Source organism: Microbacterium sp. Y832 (assembly GCF_057669765.1).
Map to the genome: position 1 here is coordinate 358,232 of NZ_JBYHFM010000003.1, position 15,776 is coordinate 374,007.

Annotated in this window: 12 protein-coding genes and 1 tRNA gene; 9 read left to right on the forward strand and 4 right to left on the reverse strand. The window is 68.5% G+C overall.

The features are described 5' to 3' along the window. Positions 1 to 118 precede the first annotated feature (118 nt). Positions 119 to 757, forward strand: a complete 639-nt coding sequence (locus AC25YV_RS07375; protein WP_488123186.1) for an LPXTG cell wall anchor domain-containing protein — start codon at positions 119 to 121, stop codon at positions 755 to 757. Next, a complete protein-coding gene (locus tag AC25YV_RS07380; RefSeq protein WP_488123187.1) occupies positions 757 to 2,535 on the forward strand; it encodes a DUF4012 domain-containing protein in 1,779 nt (592 codons plus the stop codon). Before AC25YV_RS07375 ends, AC25YV_RS07380 begins: the two co-directional genes overlap by 1 nt. Before the next feature lie 6 nt (positions 2,536 to 2,541). On the opposite strand, the gene AC25YV_RS07385 is transcribed toward AC25YV_RS07380, so the two are convergent. From AC25YV_RS07385 to mgtE, 3 genes are read right to left on the reverse strand one after another with little or no spacing between them, the layout of a single operon-like run. Next, a complete protein-coding gene (locus tag AC25YV_RS07385; RefSeq protein WP_488123188.1) occupies positions 2,542 to 4,254 on the reverse strand; it encodes a bifunctional 3'-5' exonuclease/DNA polymerase in 1,713 nt (570 codons plus the stop codon). A gap of 3 nt (positions 4,255 to 4,257) precedes the next feature. Further along, positions 4,258 to 4,989, reverse strand: coding sequence for a zinc ribbon domain-containing protein (locus AC25YV_RS07390; protein ID WP_488123189.1), 732 nt, complete (start codon positions 4,987 to 4,989; stop codon positions 4,258 to 4,260). Positions 4,990 to 5,027: 38 nt separating this feature from the next. Then, on the reverse strand, positions 5,028 to 6,374 hold the full coding sequence (gene mgtE, locus AC25YV_RS07395) for a magnesium transporter (protein ID WP_488123190.1): 1,347 nt from the start codon (positions 6,372 to 6,374) through the stop codon (positions 5,028 to 5,030). Between the two features lie 358 nt (positions 6,375 to 6,732). Between mgtE and AC25YV_RS07400 the strand changes: the two genes are divergently transcribed. Beyond that, positions 6,733 to 7,767 (forward strand): zinc-binding dehydrogenase, encoded by a 1,035-nt coding sequence (locus AC25YV_RS07400; RefSeq protein WP_488123191.1) that lies wholly within the window; start codon positions 6,733 to 6,735, stop codon positions 7,765 to 7,767. Positions 7,768 to 7,861: 94 nt separating this feature from the next. Here AC25YV_RS07400 and AC25YV_RS07405 read toward each other — a convergent pair. Then, positions 7,862 to 7,934, reverse strand: a tRNA-Val gene (locus tag AC25YV_RS07405). Positions 7,935 to 8,086: 152 nt separating this feature from the next. Here AC25YV_RS07405 and aceE point away from each other — a divergent pair. The 6 genes from aceE to AC25YV_RS07435 all read left to right on the forward strand — a co-directional run bounded on the left by aceE (position 8,087) and on the right by AC25YV_RS07435 (position 15,666). Then, on the forward strand, positions 8,087 to 10,816 hold the full coding sequence (gene aceE / locus AC25YV_RS07410; RefSeq protein ID WP_488123192.1) for a pyruvate dehydrogenase (acetyl-transferring), homodimeric type: 2,730 nt from the start codon (positions 8,087 to 8,089) through the stop codon (positions 10,814 to 10,816). Between the two features lie 8 nt (positions 10,817 to 10,824). Then, positions 10,825 to 12,036: a PucR family transcriptional regulator gene (locus tag AC25YV_RS07415; protein ID WP_488123193.1), complete on the forward strand. Its 1,212-nt coding sequence runs from the start codon at positions 10,825 to 10,827 to the stop codon at positions 12,034 to 12,036. 97 nt (positions 12,037 to 12,133) lie between these two features. After that, positions 12,134 to 13,048 carry an ACP S-malonyltransferase gene (locus AC25YV_RS07420; protein ID WP_488123194.1) on the forward strand — a complete coding sequence of 305 codons (915 nt, stop codon included), beginning with the start codon at positions 12,134 to 12,136 and terminating at the stop codon, positions 13,046 to 13,048. After that, the gene (locus tag AC25YV_RS07425; RefSeq protein WP_488123195.1) at positions 13,045 to 14,046 is read left to right on the forward strand and encodes a beta-ketoacyl-ACP synthase III; all 1,002 of its coding nucleotides are present in this window, start codon (positions 13,045 to 13,047) and stop codon (positions 14,044 to 14,046) included. The genes AC25YV_RS07420 and AC25YV_RS07425 overlap by 4 nt, the downstream gene beginning before the upstream one ends. A gap of 68 nt (positions 14,047 to 14,114) precedes the next feature. After that, positions 14,115 to 14,363 (forward strand): acyl carrier protein, encoded by a 249-nt coding sequence (locus tag AC25YV_RS07430; RefSeq protein ID WP_488123196.1) that lies wholly within the window; start codon positions 14,115 to 14,117, stop codon positions 14,361 to 14,363. Between the two features lie 64 nt (positions 14,364 to 14,427). Further along, entirely contained in the window at positions 14,428 to 15,666 is a 1,239-nt protein-coding gene (locus tag AC25YV_RS07435) for a beta-ketoacyl-[acyl-carrier-protein] synthase family protein (protein ID WP_488123197.1), read from the forward strand. The last annotated feature ends 110 nt before the right edge of the window (positions 15,667 to 15,776 follow it).

Sequence of the window (15,776 nt, forward strand, 5' to 3'; positions counted from 1 at the left end):
CGGAACGTCCGAGAGAATGTGCGGAAAAGCGTTAGCGTGTGACCAGCCACGGTGCGCACTGGGAACGTGCCGCGGTTGTACAGTCTTCAGGGAGGCAAAAACAACTATGCGAAAAATCATGCTCGCTGCAATGGCCGCAGCGACACTCATCATCGCCACACCGCTCGCGGCCACAGCCGACGAATCCGAAGTACAGCCGCCGTCGGTTCAGATCAATGTCGAGATCGGCGACTACCCGCCCGGGACTCCTGACGCGCCGTCGCTTGCGGGCAGCACAGTCATGGGCGACTGCCTGCAGAGTGTTCCGTGGATCAGCTATTCCGTCCTGCGGTCTGATCCCGACGGCGTCGCGGCCGACATCCCTGCCGTGCTGCACCTGACAGACGGCATGAACAGCGTCGATGTTCCGCTCGGCACGCTGGTCGACAACCGTCTGAACGGCCGCGTCCTGTGGCCTGGTGCGTCCGCAGACGGCTCCGGTGTCGCCACCGGCCCGTACGCCTGGACGCTCGGTGACATCCACGCCACGATTCGCGCCGGCGCAGAAGAGATCGCGACGCCGCTGTCGTACCCGCTCGAGAGCCCCGAGTGCCTGTCGCTGCCCCTCACCGACGGTCCCGCCGGTGCCGATGGCGCGCCTTCGTCACTTCCTCTGACGGGAATGGACGCCGCGGTTCTTCCGATCGCGCTGGCCGGTGCAGTCGTTCTGCTCGCCGGCGTGGGCTTCATGCTCGTGCAGCGCCGCCGCCGCGCTTAGTGGCGACTGCCGAGACGCACCCGGGGACGACCCGCCGTACGCGGCGTCCCCGGGCGCGTCTGTGGTTCCTCCTGATCCTCGCCGTTCTCATCGTGGCCCTGGCCTGGGTCGGCGCGCGGGCAGTGCTGGCGAAGTCCGCCGTCGACGAGATCATGCCGCTCGCGCAGCAGATGCAGGATGCCGCAGCGGCAGGTGACCTGGACCGGATCGACGAGCTCTCCGTCGCGCTCGAGGACCATGCGTCCGACATCGCCGTCCTCGAGAACGACCCGCTTTGGCGCGCCGCCGAGTGGATGCCTTTCGGGGGACAGAATCTCGTCGCCGTGCGGACCGCCGGCAGCGAGCTCGCCACGATCGCCGAGGTGCTCCCCCGTCTGACGGGAGTCGCGCGTTCGCTGGACGAGCCGCACACCGGTGCGCTCGTCTCGCCCGCGGCCTTGTCGAGCGCTGCCGACGTGCTCTCGGACGCCGATGCCGTGTTCGTCCGGGCCGCCCACCGGCTCGGAGCCTTCGACGCCGACGCACTTCTTCCGCCCGTCGCCGACGGAGTCGCCCGGCTCGACGGTGTCGTGAGTCAAGCCGCCCCCTTGATCGCCACGGCGGCTCGAGCGAGCGCTGTGCTGCCCGCGATGCTCGGCGGGGAAGGCGAACGCACGATCCTGGTCATGATCCAGAACCCCGCCGAGTTGCGCACGGGTGGCGGCATCACGGGGTCCTTCGCCGAGATCCGCGCTCTCGAGGGAGAGCTGACGTTGGTGAGTCAAGCCGAGTCGGCTGACTTCGCAGCGCGGGCTGACGCGATTATCGACCTGCCCGAGGGCCTCACGACCGTCTACTCCGACGTCGTCGGACGCTTCGCCCAGAACATGTCCATGCCGGCGGACTTCGCCACCACCGGCGCACTCGCGACGGCATGGTGGCAGGAGCTGACCGGGCGCGTGCCCGATACGGTCGTCTCGATCGATCCGATGGTGCTGCAGGCGCTCCTCACCGTCACGGGGCCCATCGAGCTGGCCACAGGCGAGCAGTTGGATGCTGACGGTCTCCTGGACACCCTCCTGTTCGATGCCTACCGCACACTGTCGATCGAACAGCAGACCTCGCTCTTCGCGTCGGTGACCGACGCGGTCTTCGATCGCGTCGCCGGCGGGGGCGTCGATCTGGTCGCGCTCATCGGGGCTATGGCGGTGCCGGTGCAGGAGGGTCGCATCGCGGTGTGGGAAGCCGACGAGAACGCGAACGAGATCTTCGCTTCGAGCGCACTGGGCGGCCCGGCGGCACGACAGGATGTCGCAGGCGACGGCGCGTTCGCGGTGTATCTGAACGACGCCACCGGCGCCAAGATGGGCGGATTCCTTGACGCCGCGATCACCGCCGAGGTCGTCTCGTGCCGCGCGGACGGACAGACCGAGGTCGCGGTCACCGTCACCCTCACGAGCACCGCGCGGGCTGATGCCGCGTTGCTCCCGATGAGCGTCACGGGCGGCGGCTACTACGGAGTGGCGCCCGGGGACATCGCGACGAATGTGGCGGCTGTAGGGCCGACGGCGGGGTCGGTGGGCGCCGTGCTCGTCGACGGCGAGCCGTACGCCGGCGCGACAGCCGTCGACGACGGACGGCCGACGAGTGCTGCGCGTGTCGATCTCGCCCCCGGCGAGTCCAGCCGGCTCTCCTTCCACTTCTTCATGCCGCACGACGACGTCGCCGACCTCGTCGTGCTGCACACTCCGCTGCTCACCACGCCCCAGGTCGAGATCGGACCGACGGCCTGCGGCTGATCGGGCTTACTCCTCAGCCGTGTCGGCGATGCGCAGGTCGAGCGGGAAATCCAGCGGAAAATCTCCGAAAAGGTGCCGGGTCGCTGCCGCTGCGGCATCCGTGACCGCTTCGGCGACATCATCGACCATCGCTGCGGGCGCGTGCACGATGACCTCGTCGTGCAGAAAGAAGGCCAGATGCGGTGCCCGCTCGAACACGGCGCCGGACCGTGACGCCGCGGCATCCGTCGTCAACGGCATCGCCGCGAGGCGCCGCCGAATCTCGGCGAGCCAGGCCAGCGCCCACTCTGCCGCCGTTCCCTGAACGATGAAGTTGCGCGTGAAGCGCCCGCGATCGCGCGCCGCTCGGCGAGCGTGCGACTCCTCGCCGGTCGACGCACCGGTGTCGCTCGCGCGCGCTTGCGCAGCGGTCCACTCCGTCGAGGGCCGCGGTGACGTGCGACCGAGCCACGTCGACACGACGCCGCCCTGCTCTCCCGTCGCCGCCGCCGCGTCGACGAGCCCCATCGCTCGCGGGTACGTGCGCCGCAGCCGCGGCACGAGACGGCCCGAGTCCCCCGTCGTCGCGCCGTACATCGCGCCCAGGACGGCGAGCTTCGCTTCGGCGCGAGTCGGCACGGCGCCACCCTGGACGATGCCCTCGTAGAGATCGCGCCCGTTCGCCGCCGCTGCCAGAGCGGTGTCGCGGGACATGGCTGCGAGCACTCGCGGCTCGAGCTGCGCGACGTCGGCCACGACGAGCTTCCAGCCCGGATCCGCGCGCACCGCGGGGCGTAGCTGCCGCGGCAGCTGCAATGCTCCCCCGCCCGATGACGCCCACCGGCCCGTCACGACTCCCCCGGGCACATAGACGGGCCGGAAACGGCCGTCAGTGACCCATTCGTCGAGCCACGCCCAGCCGTTGGCAGACAGTAGCCGGGTGAGCTTCTTGTACTCCAGCAGCGGTTCGATCACGGGATGTGTGTGCTCCGCCAGCTCCCAGCGACTCGTCGATGTGACGAGTACACCGGCGCGGTGAAGAGCGCGCAGCAGCTTCGGGTGCGAGTCGAGGTTCGCGTGCGGGTCGCCGAGAGCGTCGCGCACCCGCTGCGCGGCCTGCACGACGAGCGCGGGTGTTCCCCCGCTCGCGGGGCGAGCGCCGAGCACCGCCGTCAGGATGCGGTCGTGCCCCACTGCATCCCACGGAACGCCCGCGGTGCGCAGCTCGACCGCGATGAGCGCCCCGGCCGACTCGGCAGCTGTCAGCAGGCGCAGGCGCGCGGGGTCGGTGGAGGTCGCGATCGCGGCACGCTGGCGCAACAGCTCGTCGCGCGACGCGTCGAGCCGGTCCGGCAGGGCCGATGACGCGGTATCGACGAAGTCGAAGAGCGCCGGTGTGTCATCGACCGGCGCCGGGGCGGCGTCCCAGGCCGACGGGGCGCGCAGAGCGGCATCCGTGACCAGTTCGCTGTCGCGCAGGATCGCACGGCACAGTCGCAGGTCGTGACAGCGTTCGACGCGCACGCCGTTCTCGAGGAGCGGTGAGTACCAGGCCGGGGTGTCGCTCCACACCCAGCGCGGATGCCCGAGGTGTTCCTGAGCCGTGATCCATGGGCTCAGGTCGGAGCGGTCGAGGCTGAGCCGCTCGAGCTCTCTTCCCTCGATGTCGAGCGTGACGATTCCGACGTCGTCGCCCGCGCGGCCGACGACGATCCAGGCGGGGGCGTCAGCGCCCGTCACAGCTCACAGACCGGATTCCTCCGTGCGCACGAGGATGCAGCCGCACTCGGGGCAGGTGAGGACGACATCATCGGCGGCGGAGCGCAGCGTCTGCAGATCGGTGCCCGAGAGAACCATGCGGCACCCTTCGCACGTGCGCGCACGCATGAGCGCCGCGCCGACGCCGCGCGTCGCGATCCGTTCGTAGTGAGCGAGCAGGTCAGCGGGAACATCGTGGGCGACCGCCGCGCGATCGCGGGTCGCAGCCTCGAGCGCTGCCGTCGCCTCGGCGACCACGCGCTTGGCCTCGGCGCTCAGCTCAGTGCCCTCGGCGTTGGTCGCCGCGATGAGGCCCTCCTGCTCGGCGACGGCTGCTTCGGCTTGTTCGAGTCGCTCCATGGCTTCGAGTTCGGCGTCTTCGAGCTCGCTCTTGCGGCGAGCGAGCGACTGCATCTCGCTCTCGAAGCCCTGCGCCTCTTTCACGTTCGAGGTGGCCGCGAGCCGCTCGGCGTCGCGCGCCGCACGGGCATCGACGACGGCGATGTCGGACTCGAGACGCGAGATCTCGGTGCGCACGTCGTCGCGCACTCCGAGACGCGATGTGAGCTCGCGCGACAGCTCCTGCCGACGCGCGAGCAGTTCCTTCACGCGCGCCGCCTGCGGAGGATTGCGTCGGGCGTTCTCGAACTGACGGATGCGGACGTCGAGGTCGGCGAGGTCCAAGAGGCGACGCTGGTCTGCGGGGCTGGCATTCACCCCTCAAACCTACCCCGCCGGGCGCGGAGCCTCGCGGGTCAGAGCTGCAGCACCCAGGTTGCGACGCCGAAGTAGATGATGAGGCTCGTCGCATCGCAGAACGTCGAGATGAACGGCGTGCTGAAGACGGCGGGATCGGCACGTAGCGTGCGCGCAAGCATCGGCATGATCCCCCCGACGGTGGCCGCGAGGGTGCAGATCGCGAACAGCGTCGAGCCGATCACGAGGCCGAGGGGCATCCCGAAGACGAGACCTGCGATCGCGAAGCCGAGCACCCCGAGCATGCCGCCCAGCAGCGCACCGACCCGCACTTCGCGCCAGGCGACGGCGAGCACGTCTCTCGTGGACACTTCGCCGACGGCGAGGGCGCGCGTGACCGTGGTCGCCGCCTGGGCGCCCGTGTTCCCGGCGGTGCCGGTGAGCAGCGGGATGAACAGGGCGAGCGTCACGACCTGCTCGAGCGTCGCTTCGAAGACGTCGATCACGCCGACCGTCAGCAGCGCCGACACCGCCAGGGCGAGAAGCCACACGACGCGTGAGCGCACGATACCGAGCACGGGTGTCGTGAGGTACGGGCGACCGAGAGGTTCGGAGGCCCCTTGGCGTGCGGCATCCTCGTCTTCTGCCCGCTCGAGGATGCGCGCCGCGTCATCGACCGTGAGGATGCCGAGGAGCCGGTCTTCACCGTCGACGACCGGCGCGGCGAGCAGTTGCGCGTCGACGAGCGTACGCGCCGCGATCTCGGCCTCGTCGCTCGCGTGCACGTGACGGGCATCCGTCATGAGGTCGGCGATGAGCGTGTCGGATGGGCCCATCACGAGATCTCGCAGACCCACGACCCCGAGTACGCGCCGCTGCGTGTCGGTGACGGGCAGGGTGTAGACGGTCTCGGCGTCGCGGCCGCGGTGCTGGATGTGGCTCAACGCGTCACCGACCGTGAGCTGGGGCTGCAGGCGCACGTACTCGGTGCTCATGAAGCGACCGATGCTGCCTCTCGGGTAGCCGAGCATGGGGGCCGTGAGCTCCCGCTCGCGCGCCGACAGTCCGCTCATGAGCTTCTGCGCGACGCCCGCGGGGAGCTCGTCGATGAGCTGCGCCCGGTCATCGGGGTCGAGTTCTTCGAAGACGCGCGCGACGTCTTCGTCGCGGAGCCCCCGAAAGAGCTCGGCACGGATGCCGTTGTCGAGTAGCTCGAAGACCTCGAGCGCCTTCGCGCGGGGCAGCAGGCGATAGAGCACCGCGCGGTCGGCGGCGTCTTCGCGTTCGAGCAGGCGCGCGATCTCGTGGGCATCCTGTTCCGCAAGCATCCCGCCCAGCGCCACGAGGTCACGATCGCGCAGCACCGGTTCGATCCTCGAACGCAGCTCTTCGAACTCGTCATCCATGGCCGCATCATCTCAGAACCGGCGTGGGAATGACGTCGGCGACGGTCTATCTGAGTGAGGGATGCACGGTCAGTACACCTTTCGCAAGACACTCCCCCGTCCGGCCTTGATCGAGTTCACTCGCGTTGTAGCTATCGCACGGCTCATCCCTGCGGGACTGTTCCCCCTCGCGCTGCTTATCGCTCTCGCGGGTGCACGACCAGCGAACATTCCCCATCGAGCGAAGGAGAAAGGACGATCATGCGCACCGTCCCCACAACCCGCACGGTGAAGAACCCTTCCGAGCGGTTCACAGCAGCCATTGAGCACGCGATCGCTCCAACCGAAGCACCGCAGCACCGACAAGAGAGGGGCGCTCATGCGAGCAACCGTGATGTACAAGGCCGGCGACGTCCGCATTGAAGATGTCCCCGAGCCCACCGTCCAGAACCCCACGGACGCGATCATCCGGGTGACCTACACGTGCGTGTGCGGCTCCGACCTGCACCCCTACCGCTCTCTCGACGAGACCCCCGAAGGACGCCGGATGGGACACGAGGCGATCGGCGTCGTGGAGCAGATCGGCGCCGATGTCGAACGCCTCTCCATCGGAGACACCGTGATCATCCCGTTCGCCTGGTGCGACAACACCTGCGTATTCTGCCGCGACGGCGTGACGACGTCGTGCGTGCACGGCGGGTTCTTCGACGGCGCAGCCTCCGCGAGCCAGGGCGAGAAGCTTCTGGTGCCCCAAGCAGACGGCACCGCCGTTGTCATCCCGGAGGGGACGGATGAGGCGCTCATGCCGTCGCTCCTGACGCTCTCGGACGTCTACCTCACCGGTTACCACGCCGCTCACAAAGGTGGAGTCCGGGCAGGAAAGATCGTCGTCGTCATCGGCGACGGCGCCGTCGGACTATCCGCCGTGCTCGCCTCCCGCCAGCTCGGTGCCGACACGATCATCCTGATGGGACGCCACGAGGATCGAACCGCCCTCGGTCGCGAGTTCGGCGCTACTCACATCGTGTCCGAACGCGGCGACACAGGTATCCAGAGGGTGCTCGAGATCACCGGTGGGGAGGGTGCGCCTGTCGTGCTCGAAGCTGTCGGGCATTTGCTCGCGTACGAGCAGGCTTACGGCATCGTGCGCCCTGGCGGAACGATCTCTCGTGTCGGCGTCCCTCAGTACGAGGAGGCGCCCATCGGCTTCGGGTCGCTGTTCGGCAAGAACGCGACCCTGACCGGCGGGCCGGCGACCGTCCGCGCGTACATCGAGGCCGCCTTGCCGCAGGTCCTGGACGGGACGATCGCGCCCGGCAAGGTTTTCGATCGCGAACTGCCACTCTCTGAGATCGCCGAGGCGTACCGTCTCATGGACTCCCGCGAAGCACTCAAAGTCCTCATCCGCCCGTAAAAGCGTTCCGGCCTCCGCGAGCGGGAGCGCAATCCGGTGGTGCTCTTCGCGGAATACGTCCCTGCGGGACAGGCGACACCGCCCGATGGTTCGGTGGGCCCTGCCGGGATCGAACCGACGACATCCACGGTGTAAACGTGGCGCTCTACCAGCTGAGCTAAAGGCCCTCGACGGACGATTCTACGGTGCGTGCATCCCGGCTCAGTGCACCCCCAACCGCGCTAGGCTGGCGGACGGTGATTGTGCACGACCGACAACGTCGTGCGTCCATCGGTAGCGAATACCTGGCATGACCTGCCAGAACGACGAAAGGTCTCGCGTGACTGTCAACGACCAGGATCCCTACTCTCAGGAGCCGCTGGACAGCGACCCTGAAGAAACGTCGGAGTGGCAGGAGTCCCTGCAGCAGCTCGTTCAGGCAAAGGGTCACGGCCGCGGCCGCGAGATCATGCTGAGCCTGCTGCAAACGTCGCGAGAACTGCAGCTCAATGTGCCGCAGGTCCCTACGACCGACTACATCAACACGATCGCGCCGGACAACGAACCGGAGTTCCCCGGTGACGAAGAGCTCGAGCGGCGCTATCGCCGGTGGATCCGCTGGAACGCCGCTGTCACGGTGCACCGTGCGCAGCGCCCCGGCATCGGCGTCGGCGGCCACATCTCGACCTACGCGTCTTCGGCCTCGCTGTATGAAGTCGGGTTCAACCACTTCTTCCGCGGCCTCGACCACCCCAGCGGTGGCGACCAGATCTTTATCCAGGGTCACGCCTCGCCCGGCATCTATGCGCGCTCGTTCCTCGAAGGACGCCTCACCGAGGCCCAGCTCGACGGGTTCCGCCAGGAGAAGTCTCAGGCGCCGAACGGCATCCCGTCCTACCCGCACCCCCGGCTCATGGGCGACTACTGGCAGTTCCCGACGGTCTCGATGGGGCTCGGCCCCATCAACGCCATCTACCAGGCGATGACCAACAAGTACCTGACGAACCGCGGCATCAAAGACGTCGGAGACTCCCACGTGTGGGCGTTCCTGGGCGACGGCGAGATGGACGAGGTCGAGAGCCGCGGCCAGTTGCAGGTCGCCGCGAACGAAGGACTCGACAACCTCACGTTCGTCGTGAACTGCAACTTGCAGCGCCTCGACGGCCCCGTCCGCGGAAACGGCAAGATCATCCAGGAGCTCGAGAGCTTCTTCCGCGGCGCCGGCTGGAACGTCATCAAGGTCGTGTGGGGCAGCGGATGGGACGAACTGCTCTCGCAGGACGCCGACGGCGCGCTCGTGCGCCTCATGAACACGACGCCTGACGGCGATTACCAGACCTACCGCGCAGAAGACGGCGGTTTCATCCGCGACCACTTCTTCGGCCGCGACGAGCGCACAGCCGCTCTGGTGAAGGACTGGTCCGACGAGGACATCTGGGGCAAGCTGCGCCGCGGTGGCCTGGACTACCGCAAGGTGTACGCCGCCTACAAGGCCGCGACCGAGCACAAGGGCCAGCCGACCGTCATCCTCGCCAAGACGATCAAGGGCTACGGTCTCGGTCATCACTTCGAGGGTCGGAACGCGACCCACCAGATGAAGAAGATGACCCTCGACGACCTCAAGCACTTCCGCGACTCGATGCGCATCCCGATCACGGATGCGCAGCTCGAAGAGAACCCGTACCTGCCGCCGTACTACAACCCCGGTGAGAAGGACGAGACGATCCAGTACCTGCGCGAGCGTCGCCGTGCGCTCGGCGGATTCCTACCCGAGCGCCGCTCGCATCACGTCGACATCGTCCTCCCCGGTGACGAGGCGTACGCGATGCCGAAGAAGGGTTCCGGCACGCAGGAGATCGCCACGACGATGGCGTTCGTCCGTCTGCTGAAGGACCTGCTGCGCTCGAAGGACTTCGGTCACCGCATCGTGCCGATCATCCCCGACGAAGCCCGCACGTTCGGCATGGACGCGTACTTCCCCACGGCGAAGATCTACAACCCGCACGGCCAGAACTACACCTCGGTCGACCGCGAGCTGCTTCTGGCGTACAAGGAGAGTCCGCAGGGGCAGATCATGCACGTCGGCATCAACGAGGCCGGCGCGGTGGCTGCGTTCACCGCGACGGGCACGTCGTACTCGACGCACGGCGAGCCGCTCATCCCCGTCTACGTCTTCTACTCGATGTTCGGTTTCCAGCGCACGGGCGACGCGCAGTGGGCGGCCGGCGACCAGATGGCGCGCGGCTTCATCATCGGCGCGACCGCGGGGCGGACGACCCTCACGGGTGAAGGCCTGCAGCACGCCGACGGCCACTCGCACCTGCTCGCTTCGACGAACCCCGCCACGGTGTCCTACGACCCGGCCTACGGCTACGAGATCGCGCACATCGTGCGTGACGGACTCGAGCGCATGTACGGCGGCACGCACCCGGATCCCAACGTCATGTACTACATGACGGTGTACAACGAGCCGCTCGTGCAGCCCGCCGAGCCCGCGGATGTAGACGTCGAAGGCATCCGCCGCGGCATCCACCGTATCTCGTCGTCCGAGGGCGACGGACCCCGCGCGCAGCTGCTCGCGTCGGGTGTCGGTGTGCCGTGGGCGCTCGAGGCGCAGGAACTGCTGCGCAAGGACTGGGGCGTTCACGCCGATGTCTGGTCGGTCACGTCGTGGACCGAGCTGCGCCGCGACGGCCTGGCCGTCGACGAGCACAACTTCCTGAACCCCGCCGACGAGCCGAAGACGGCGTACATCACCGACAAGCTGCGCGGCACGCCCGGCCCGGTCGTCGCCGTGAGCGACTTCATGAACGCCGTGCAGGACCAGATTCGCCCCTGGGTCGAGCACAATTACTGGACGCTCGGCGCCGACGGATTCGGCTTCTCGGACACCCGCGCGGCAGCGCGCCGCTTCTTCAAGATCGACGGCCCGTCGATGGTCGTCCGCACGCTGCAGGCTCTTGCGGCCGAGGGCACGGTCGATGTGTCCCTCGCGGCGCAGGCGATCGAGAAGTACCGGTTGAACGATGTCAACGCGGGAACGAGCGGAAACGCGGGTGGCGAGAGCTGACCCGCGCGATGCCCGCATCCTCAGAAGGAGACAAGACCGAGACGCTCGCGTGGCTGCGGCGCATCTCGGGCGATCTCGCGACAGCGACGATCCAGCGCCTCGATGACACTCTGCCCTGGTACGCCGACATGCCCCCCGCGCGTCGGTCTGCCGTGGGCCTGGTGGCGCAGGCCGGGATCACGGCGTTCATCCAGTGGTACGAGGATCCGACGTCGACGCCCTGGATCGCCGCCGACATCTTCGCCGCCGCGCCGCGCGAGCTGCTGCGCAGCGTCAGCCTCCAGCAGACGCTGCAGCTGATCCGCGTCACGGTCGGGGTGACAGAGGAGCGTGTCGCGGGCAGGGGCGAGCATCTGCGCGAGGCGATCCTGCTCTACTCGCGCGATGTCGCCTTCGCCGCCGCCGACGTGTACGCCCGCGCGGCCGAGGCCCGGGGACTGTGGGATGCCCGACTTGAGGCGCTCGTCGTCGATTCGATCTTGACGGGCGAAGCCGATGACGAGCTGCCGAGCCGGATCGCTGCCCTCGGCTGGCACGGTCACGGCGAGGTCGCCGTTCTCGTGGGCACGACTCCGCCGCAGCTCGATGTCGATCAGCTGCGGCGCGTCGCACGCAAGCTGGGCATCGACGTGCTGATCGGTGTGCAGGGGTCACGGCTCGTGCTCGTGATCGGACGAGCCGATGTCGCGGGTCGTGAGGACGTCCCCGTGGACCTGCCGTTCATCGAGATCGCGAAACGCCTCGAGCCGGGCTTCGGTCCGGGGCACCTCGTGCTCGGGAGTACCGTGCCGGCGCTCGTCGATGCGGGCCAGAGCGCGCGTGCCGCCCTCGCGGGATTCGCTGTCGCGCGAGCCTGGCGCCACGCGCCGCGACCCGTCGAGGCCGACGACCTGCTCCCCGAGCGTGCCCTTGCGGGGGACCCGCTCGCGAAGGTCACCCTCGTCGAGCGCATCTACCGGCCCCTGCAGGCGCACAGCGCCGATCTCGTGGCGACCCTGTGGAGCTACCTCGACAACGGCCGCTCGCTCGAGGCGACGGCGCGCGAGCTGTTCGTGCATCCCAATACGGTGCGCTATCGGCTCAAGCGCGTCTCCGAAGTGATCGGGTGGGATGCCACGGGACCGCGCGAAGCGCTCATCCTGCAGACGTCGCTCATCCTCGGCTCGATCGGGTCGGATTCCGTGCGCCGGCGCCCCACGGCCCGGCGATCGGCGTCATGATGGGCATCGACAGCCTGTACAACACACACAAACCATCGCGGGATTCTTGTGCGAGACTCGCCAGATCCGCAGAGACGATGATTGGCAGGATGAGTAAGTGATCATTGCGGTCTTCCCCGGACAGGGCTCTCAGTCCCCCGGCTTCTTGACTCCGTGGCTTGAACTCGACGGGGTCCCCGAGCGACTCGCCTCCTACTCCGAATGGGCAGGGGTCGATCTCGTCGCCGCCGGCACCCAGTGGGATGCCGACCGCATCCGCGACACCCAGGTCGCGCAGCCCCTCATCGTCGCCGCGAGCCTGCTGTCGTGGTCGGCGCTCGGAGCGAAGCACGCCGTTCAGGGCGTCGCCGGCCACTCCGTCGGAGAGTTCGCCGCCGCCGCGGCCGCGGGCGTCCTCTCGGAAGAAGACGCGATGCGCCTCGTCGGCATCCGCGGGCGTGCGATGGCCGAGGCAGCTGCGCTCGAACAGACCGGCATGAGCGCGGTCATCGGCGGCGACCAGGCGGCTGTCGTCTCGCGTCTCGAGGAGCTCGACCTCACCCCCGCCAACTACAACGGCGGGGGCCAGATCGTCGCCGCCGGCGCACACGCTGCGCTTGCGGCGCTCACGGCCGAGCCTCCCGCCGGCACGCGCGTCATTCCGCTTCAGGTCGCGGGTGCCTTCCACACGCGTTTCATGGCGCCGGCCGTCGACGCCTTGCGTTCCGCGGTCGCGGGTGTCGATGTGAACGATCCCGCCCTCACTGTGTGGACCAACCACGACGGATCCGTCGTGTCGTCGGGCTCGGAGTTCGCGCGCCTGCTCGTGGAGCAGGTCGCCTCTCCCGTGCGGTGGGACCTCTGTATGACGGCGTTCGGCGATGCCGGAGCGACCGGCATCATCGAGCTCGCCCCGGCGGGAACCCTCACGGGGCTCGCCAAGCGCGCACTGCGTGGCACGCCGACCGTCGCGCTGAAGACCCCCGCTGACCTCGACGCTGCCGTCGCCCTGCTCTCAGGAGGCACCGCATGAATCGCACGATCGTTCAGCCGACCGGCCCGGCCCACACGCGGATCTACGCGTATGGCGCGGCACGCGGCGAGATCGCCGTGCCGAACGAAGACCTCGTCGGCCCCATCGATTCGAGCGACGAATGGATCCGCCAGCGCACGGGCATCGTGACGCGCATGCGGGCGGTCAAAGAGACGACGGCCATCGAGATGGCGACGGATGCCGCCCGCGAGGCGGTCGAGCGCTCGGGCATCGATCCGGCTCTGATCGACGCCGTGCTCGTCGCCACGATCTCGAACCCGCGCCAGACCCCGTCCGTGTCGGCGATCGTGGCCGACCGCATCGGAGCGAACCCCGCCGCGGCCTATGACCTGAACGCGGCGTGCGCGGGCTTCGCCTACGGCGTCGCACAGGGTGACGCCCTGATCCGCGGTGGCCTTGCCACCTACGCGGTCGTCGTGGGCGTCGAGAAGCTCAGCGACGTCGTGGACCCCACCGACCGGAGCATCTCGTTCCTTCTCGGCGACGGCGCCGGCGCGGTCGTGATCGGACCCAGCGACACGCCCGGCATCGGCCCAACGGTGTGGGGTTCGGACGGATCCAAAGCGGATGCCGTCGCGATGAACGGCACTTTGACGCAGTTCCGCGACGGCGAGGTGCCGTGGCCGACGCTGCGCCAAGAGGGCCCGACGGTCTTCCGCTGGGCGGTGTGGGAGATGGTCAAGGTCGCTCGCCAAGCACTGGAGGCCGCCGGTGTCGAGGCATCCGATCTCGCCGCTTTCGTGCCGCACCAGGCCAATATGCGGATCATCGACGAATTCGCCAAGCAGTTGAAGCTTCCCGAGAGCGTCGTCGTGGCGCGCGACATCGAGACCACGGGGAACACGTCAGCTGCCTCGATTCCGCTCGCGACGCATCGGCTGCTCGAGGAGCACCCTGAGCTCAGCGGCGGACTTGCGCTTCAGATCGGGTTCGGCGCCGGCCTCGTCTTCGGCGCGCAGGTCGTCGTCCTCCCCTGACGCGTGCGACCCCAGCCCTACACTGATTCCGGACCGGCCGGTCCGGAATCCGAATGACAGGAGAAAAAATGGCACTCACCAACGACGAGGTCCTCACCGGACTCGCCGAGCTCATCACGGACGAGACGGGAATCTCGGCCGATGAGGTCGCCCTCGAGAAGTCGTTCACCGATGACCTCGACATCGACTCGATCTCGATGATGACCATCGTCGTCAACGCAGAAGAGAAGTTCGGCGTCACGATCCCTGACGACGAGGTCAAGAACCTCAAGACCGTCGGCGACGCCGTCACCTTCATCACGTCGAACCAGGCATAGCACGATCACCGGTGGGGGCTTCCGGCCCCCACCGGATCAAACCTTCTGCGAGGAACATCCGTCTATGACCATGTCACGCATCGTCGTTACCGGCATCGGGGCGTCATCGCCTCTCGGTGGCACCGCACCCGAAAGCTGGTCCGCACTGCTCTCCGGCGCGTCCGGCGCCCGGTCCCTCGAGCACGAGTGGGTCGAAAAGTACCAGCTGCCCGTCACCTTCGCGGCCGAGGCGCTCGTGCGCCCCGATACGGTGCTCGAGCGCCCGATGGCGAAGCGGCTCGACCCGTCGTCGCAGTTCGCGCTCGTCGCCGCACTCGAAGCGTGGGCCGATGCCGGCAGCCCCGAGGTCGAGGCGGAGCGTCTCGGCGTCGACTTCGCGACGGGCATCGGCGGAGTCTGGACGCTGCTGGACGCCTGGGACACTCTCCGCGAGAAGGGGCCCCGTCGGGTCATGCCGATGACGGTGCCGATGCTGATGCCGAACGCGGCCGCGGGGAACCTCTCGCTGCACTTCGGCGCACGCGCGTATGCGCGCACGGTGGCCAGCGCATGCGCTTCGAGCACGGAATCGATCGTCAACGCCGTCGAGCACCTGCGCGCAGGGCTGGCAGACGTCGTGATCGCGGGGGGCACGGAGTCCGCGATCCACCCGATCACGATCGCCTCGTTCGCCTCGATGCAGGCCCTCTCGCGCCGCAACGACTCCCCCGCGACGGCGTCGCGGCCCGGCAGCATCGACCGCGACGGGTTCGTCATGGGTGAGGGCGCCGGCGTGCTCATCCTCGAGACCGAGGAGCATGCAAAGGCTCGCGGTGCGAAGATCTACGCCGCCGTCGTCGGTGGCGGTGTGACGGCGGATTCGTACCACATCACGGCGAATGACCCCTCAGGCGCGGGCGCGGCACGCGCCGTGCGCATGGCGCTCGATATGGCCGACGCCGCCCCCGGCGACGTGACGCACGTCAACGCACACGCGACGTCGACTCCCGTGGGCGATCCCAATGAGTATCAGGCGCTGCGCAGCGTCTTCGGCGACCGCGTCGACGAGATCCCGGTCTCGGCCACGAAGGCATCGACGGGACATCTGCTGGGTGGCACGGGCGCGCTCGAGGGCATCTTCACCGTGCTCGCACTGCGCGACCGGATCGCTCCGCCCACGATCAACATCACCGAGCAGGACCCCGAGGTCCCGTTCCGCCTCTCTGGATCTCCGACTCCCCTGGGCGACGGGGACCAGCTGGCGATCAGCAACTCGTTCGGCTTCGGCGGGCACAACGCGGTCGTCGCGTTCGCGTCCGTCTGAGCACGCCAAGACGCCCCCGGTGATCGGTTCGATCGCCGGGGGCGTCTGTGGTTATCGGGCGGCGGCGATTCGCTTTCTCAGTACCGGGAGTCGTCACCGGCGTCCGCTAG

Coding starts and splice junctions, on each gene's coding strand:
- AC25YV_RS07375 (WP_488123186.1), top strand. CDS start 119: ATGCTCGCTGCAATGGCCGCAGCGACACTCATCATCGCCACACCGCTC.
- mgtE (WP_488123190.1), bottom strand. CDS start 6,374: ATGGATGACGAGTTCGAAGAGCTGCGTTCGAGGATCGAACCGGTGCTG.
- AC25YV_RS07400 (WP_488123191.1), top strand. CDS start 6,733: ATGCGAGCAACCGTGATGTACAAGGCCGGCGACGTCCGCATTGAAGAT.
- AC25YV_RS07415 (WP_488123193.1), top strand. CDS start 10,825: ATGCCCGCATCCTCAGAAGGAGACAAGACCGAGACGCTCGCGTGGCTG.
- AC25YV_RS07425 (WP_488123195.1), top strand. CDS start 13,045: ATGAATCGCACGATCGTTCAGCCGACCGGCCCGGCCCACACGCGGATC.
- AC25YV_RS07430 (WP_488123196.1), top strand. CDS start 14,115: ATGGCACTCACCAACGACGAGGTCCTCACCGGACTCGCCGAGCTCATC.
- AC25YV_RS07435 (WP_488123197.1), top strand. CDS start 14,428: ATGACCATGTCACGCATCGTCGTTACCGGCATCGGGGCGTCATCGCCT.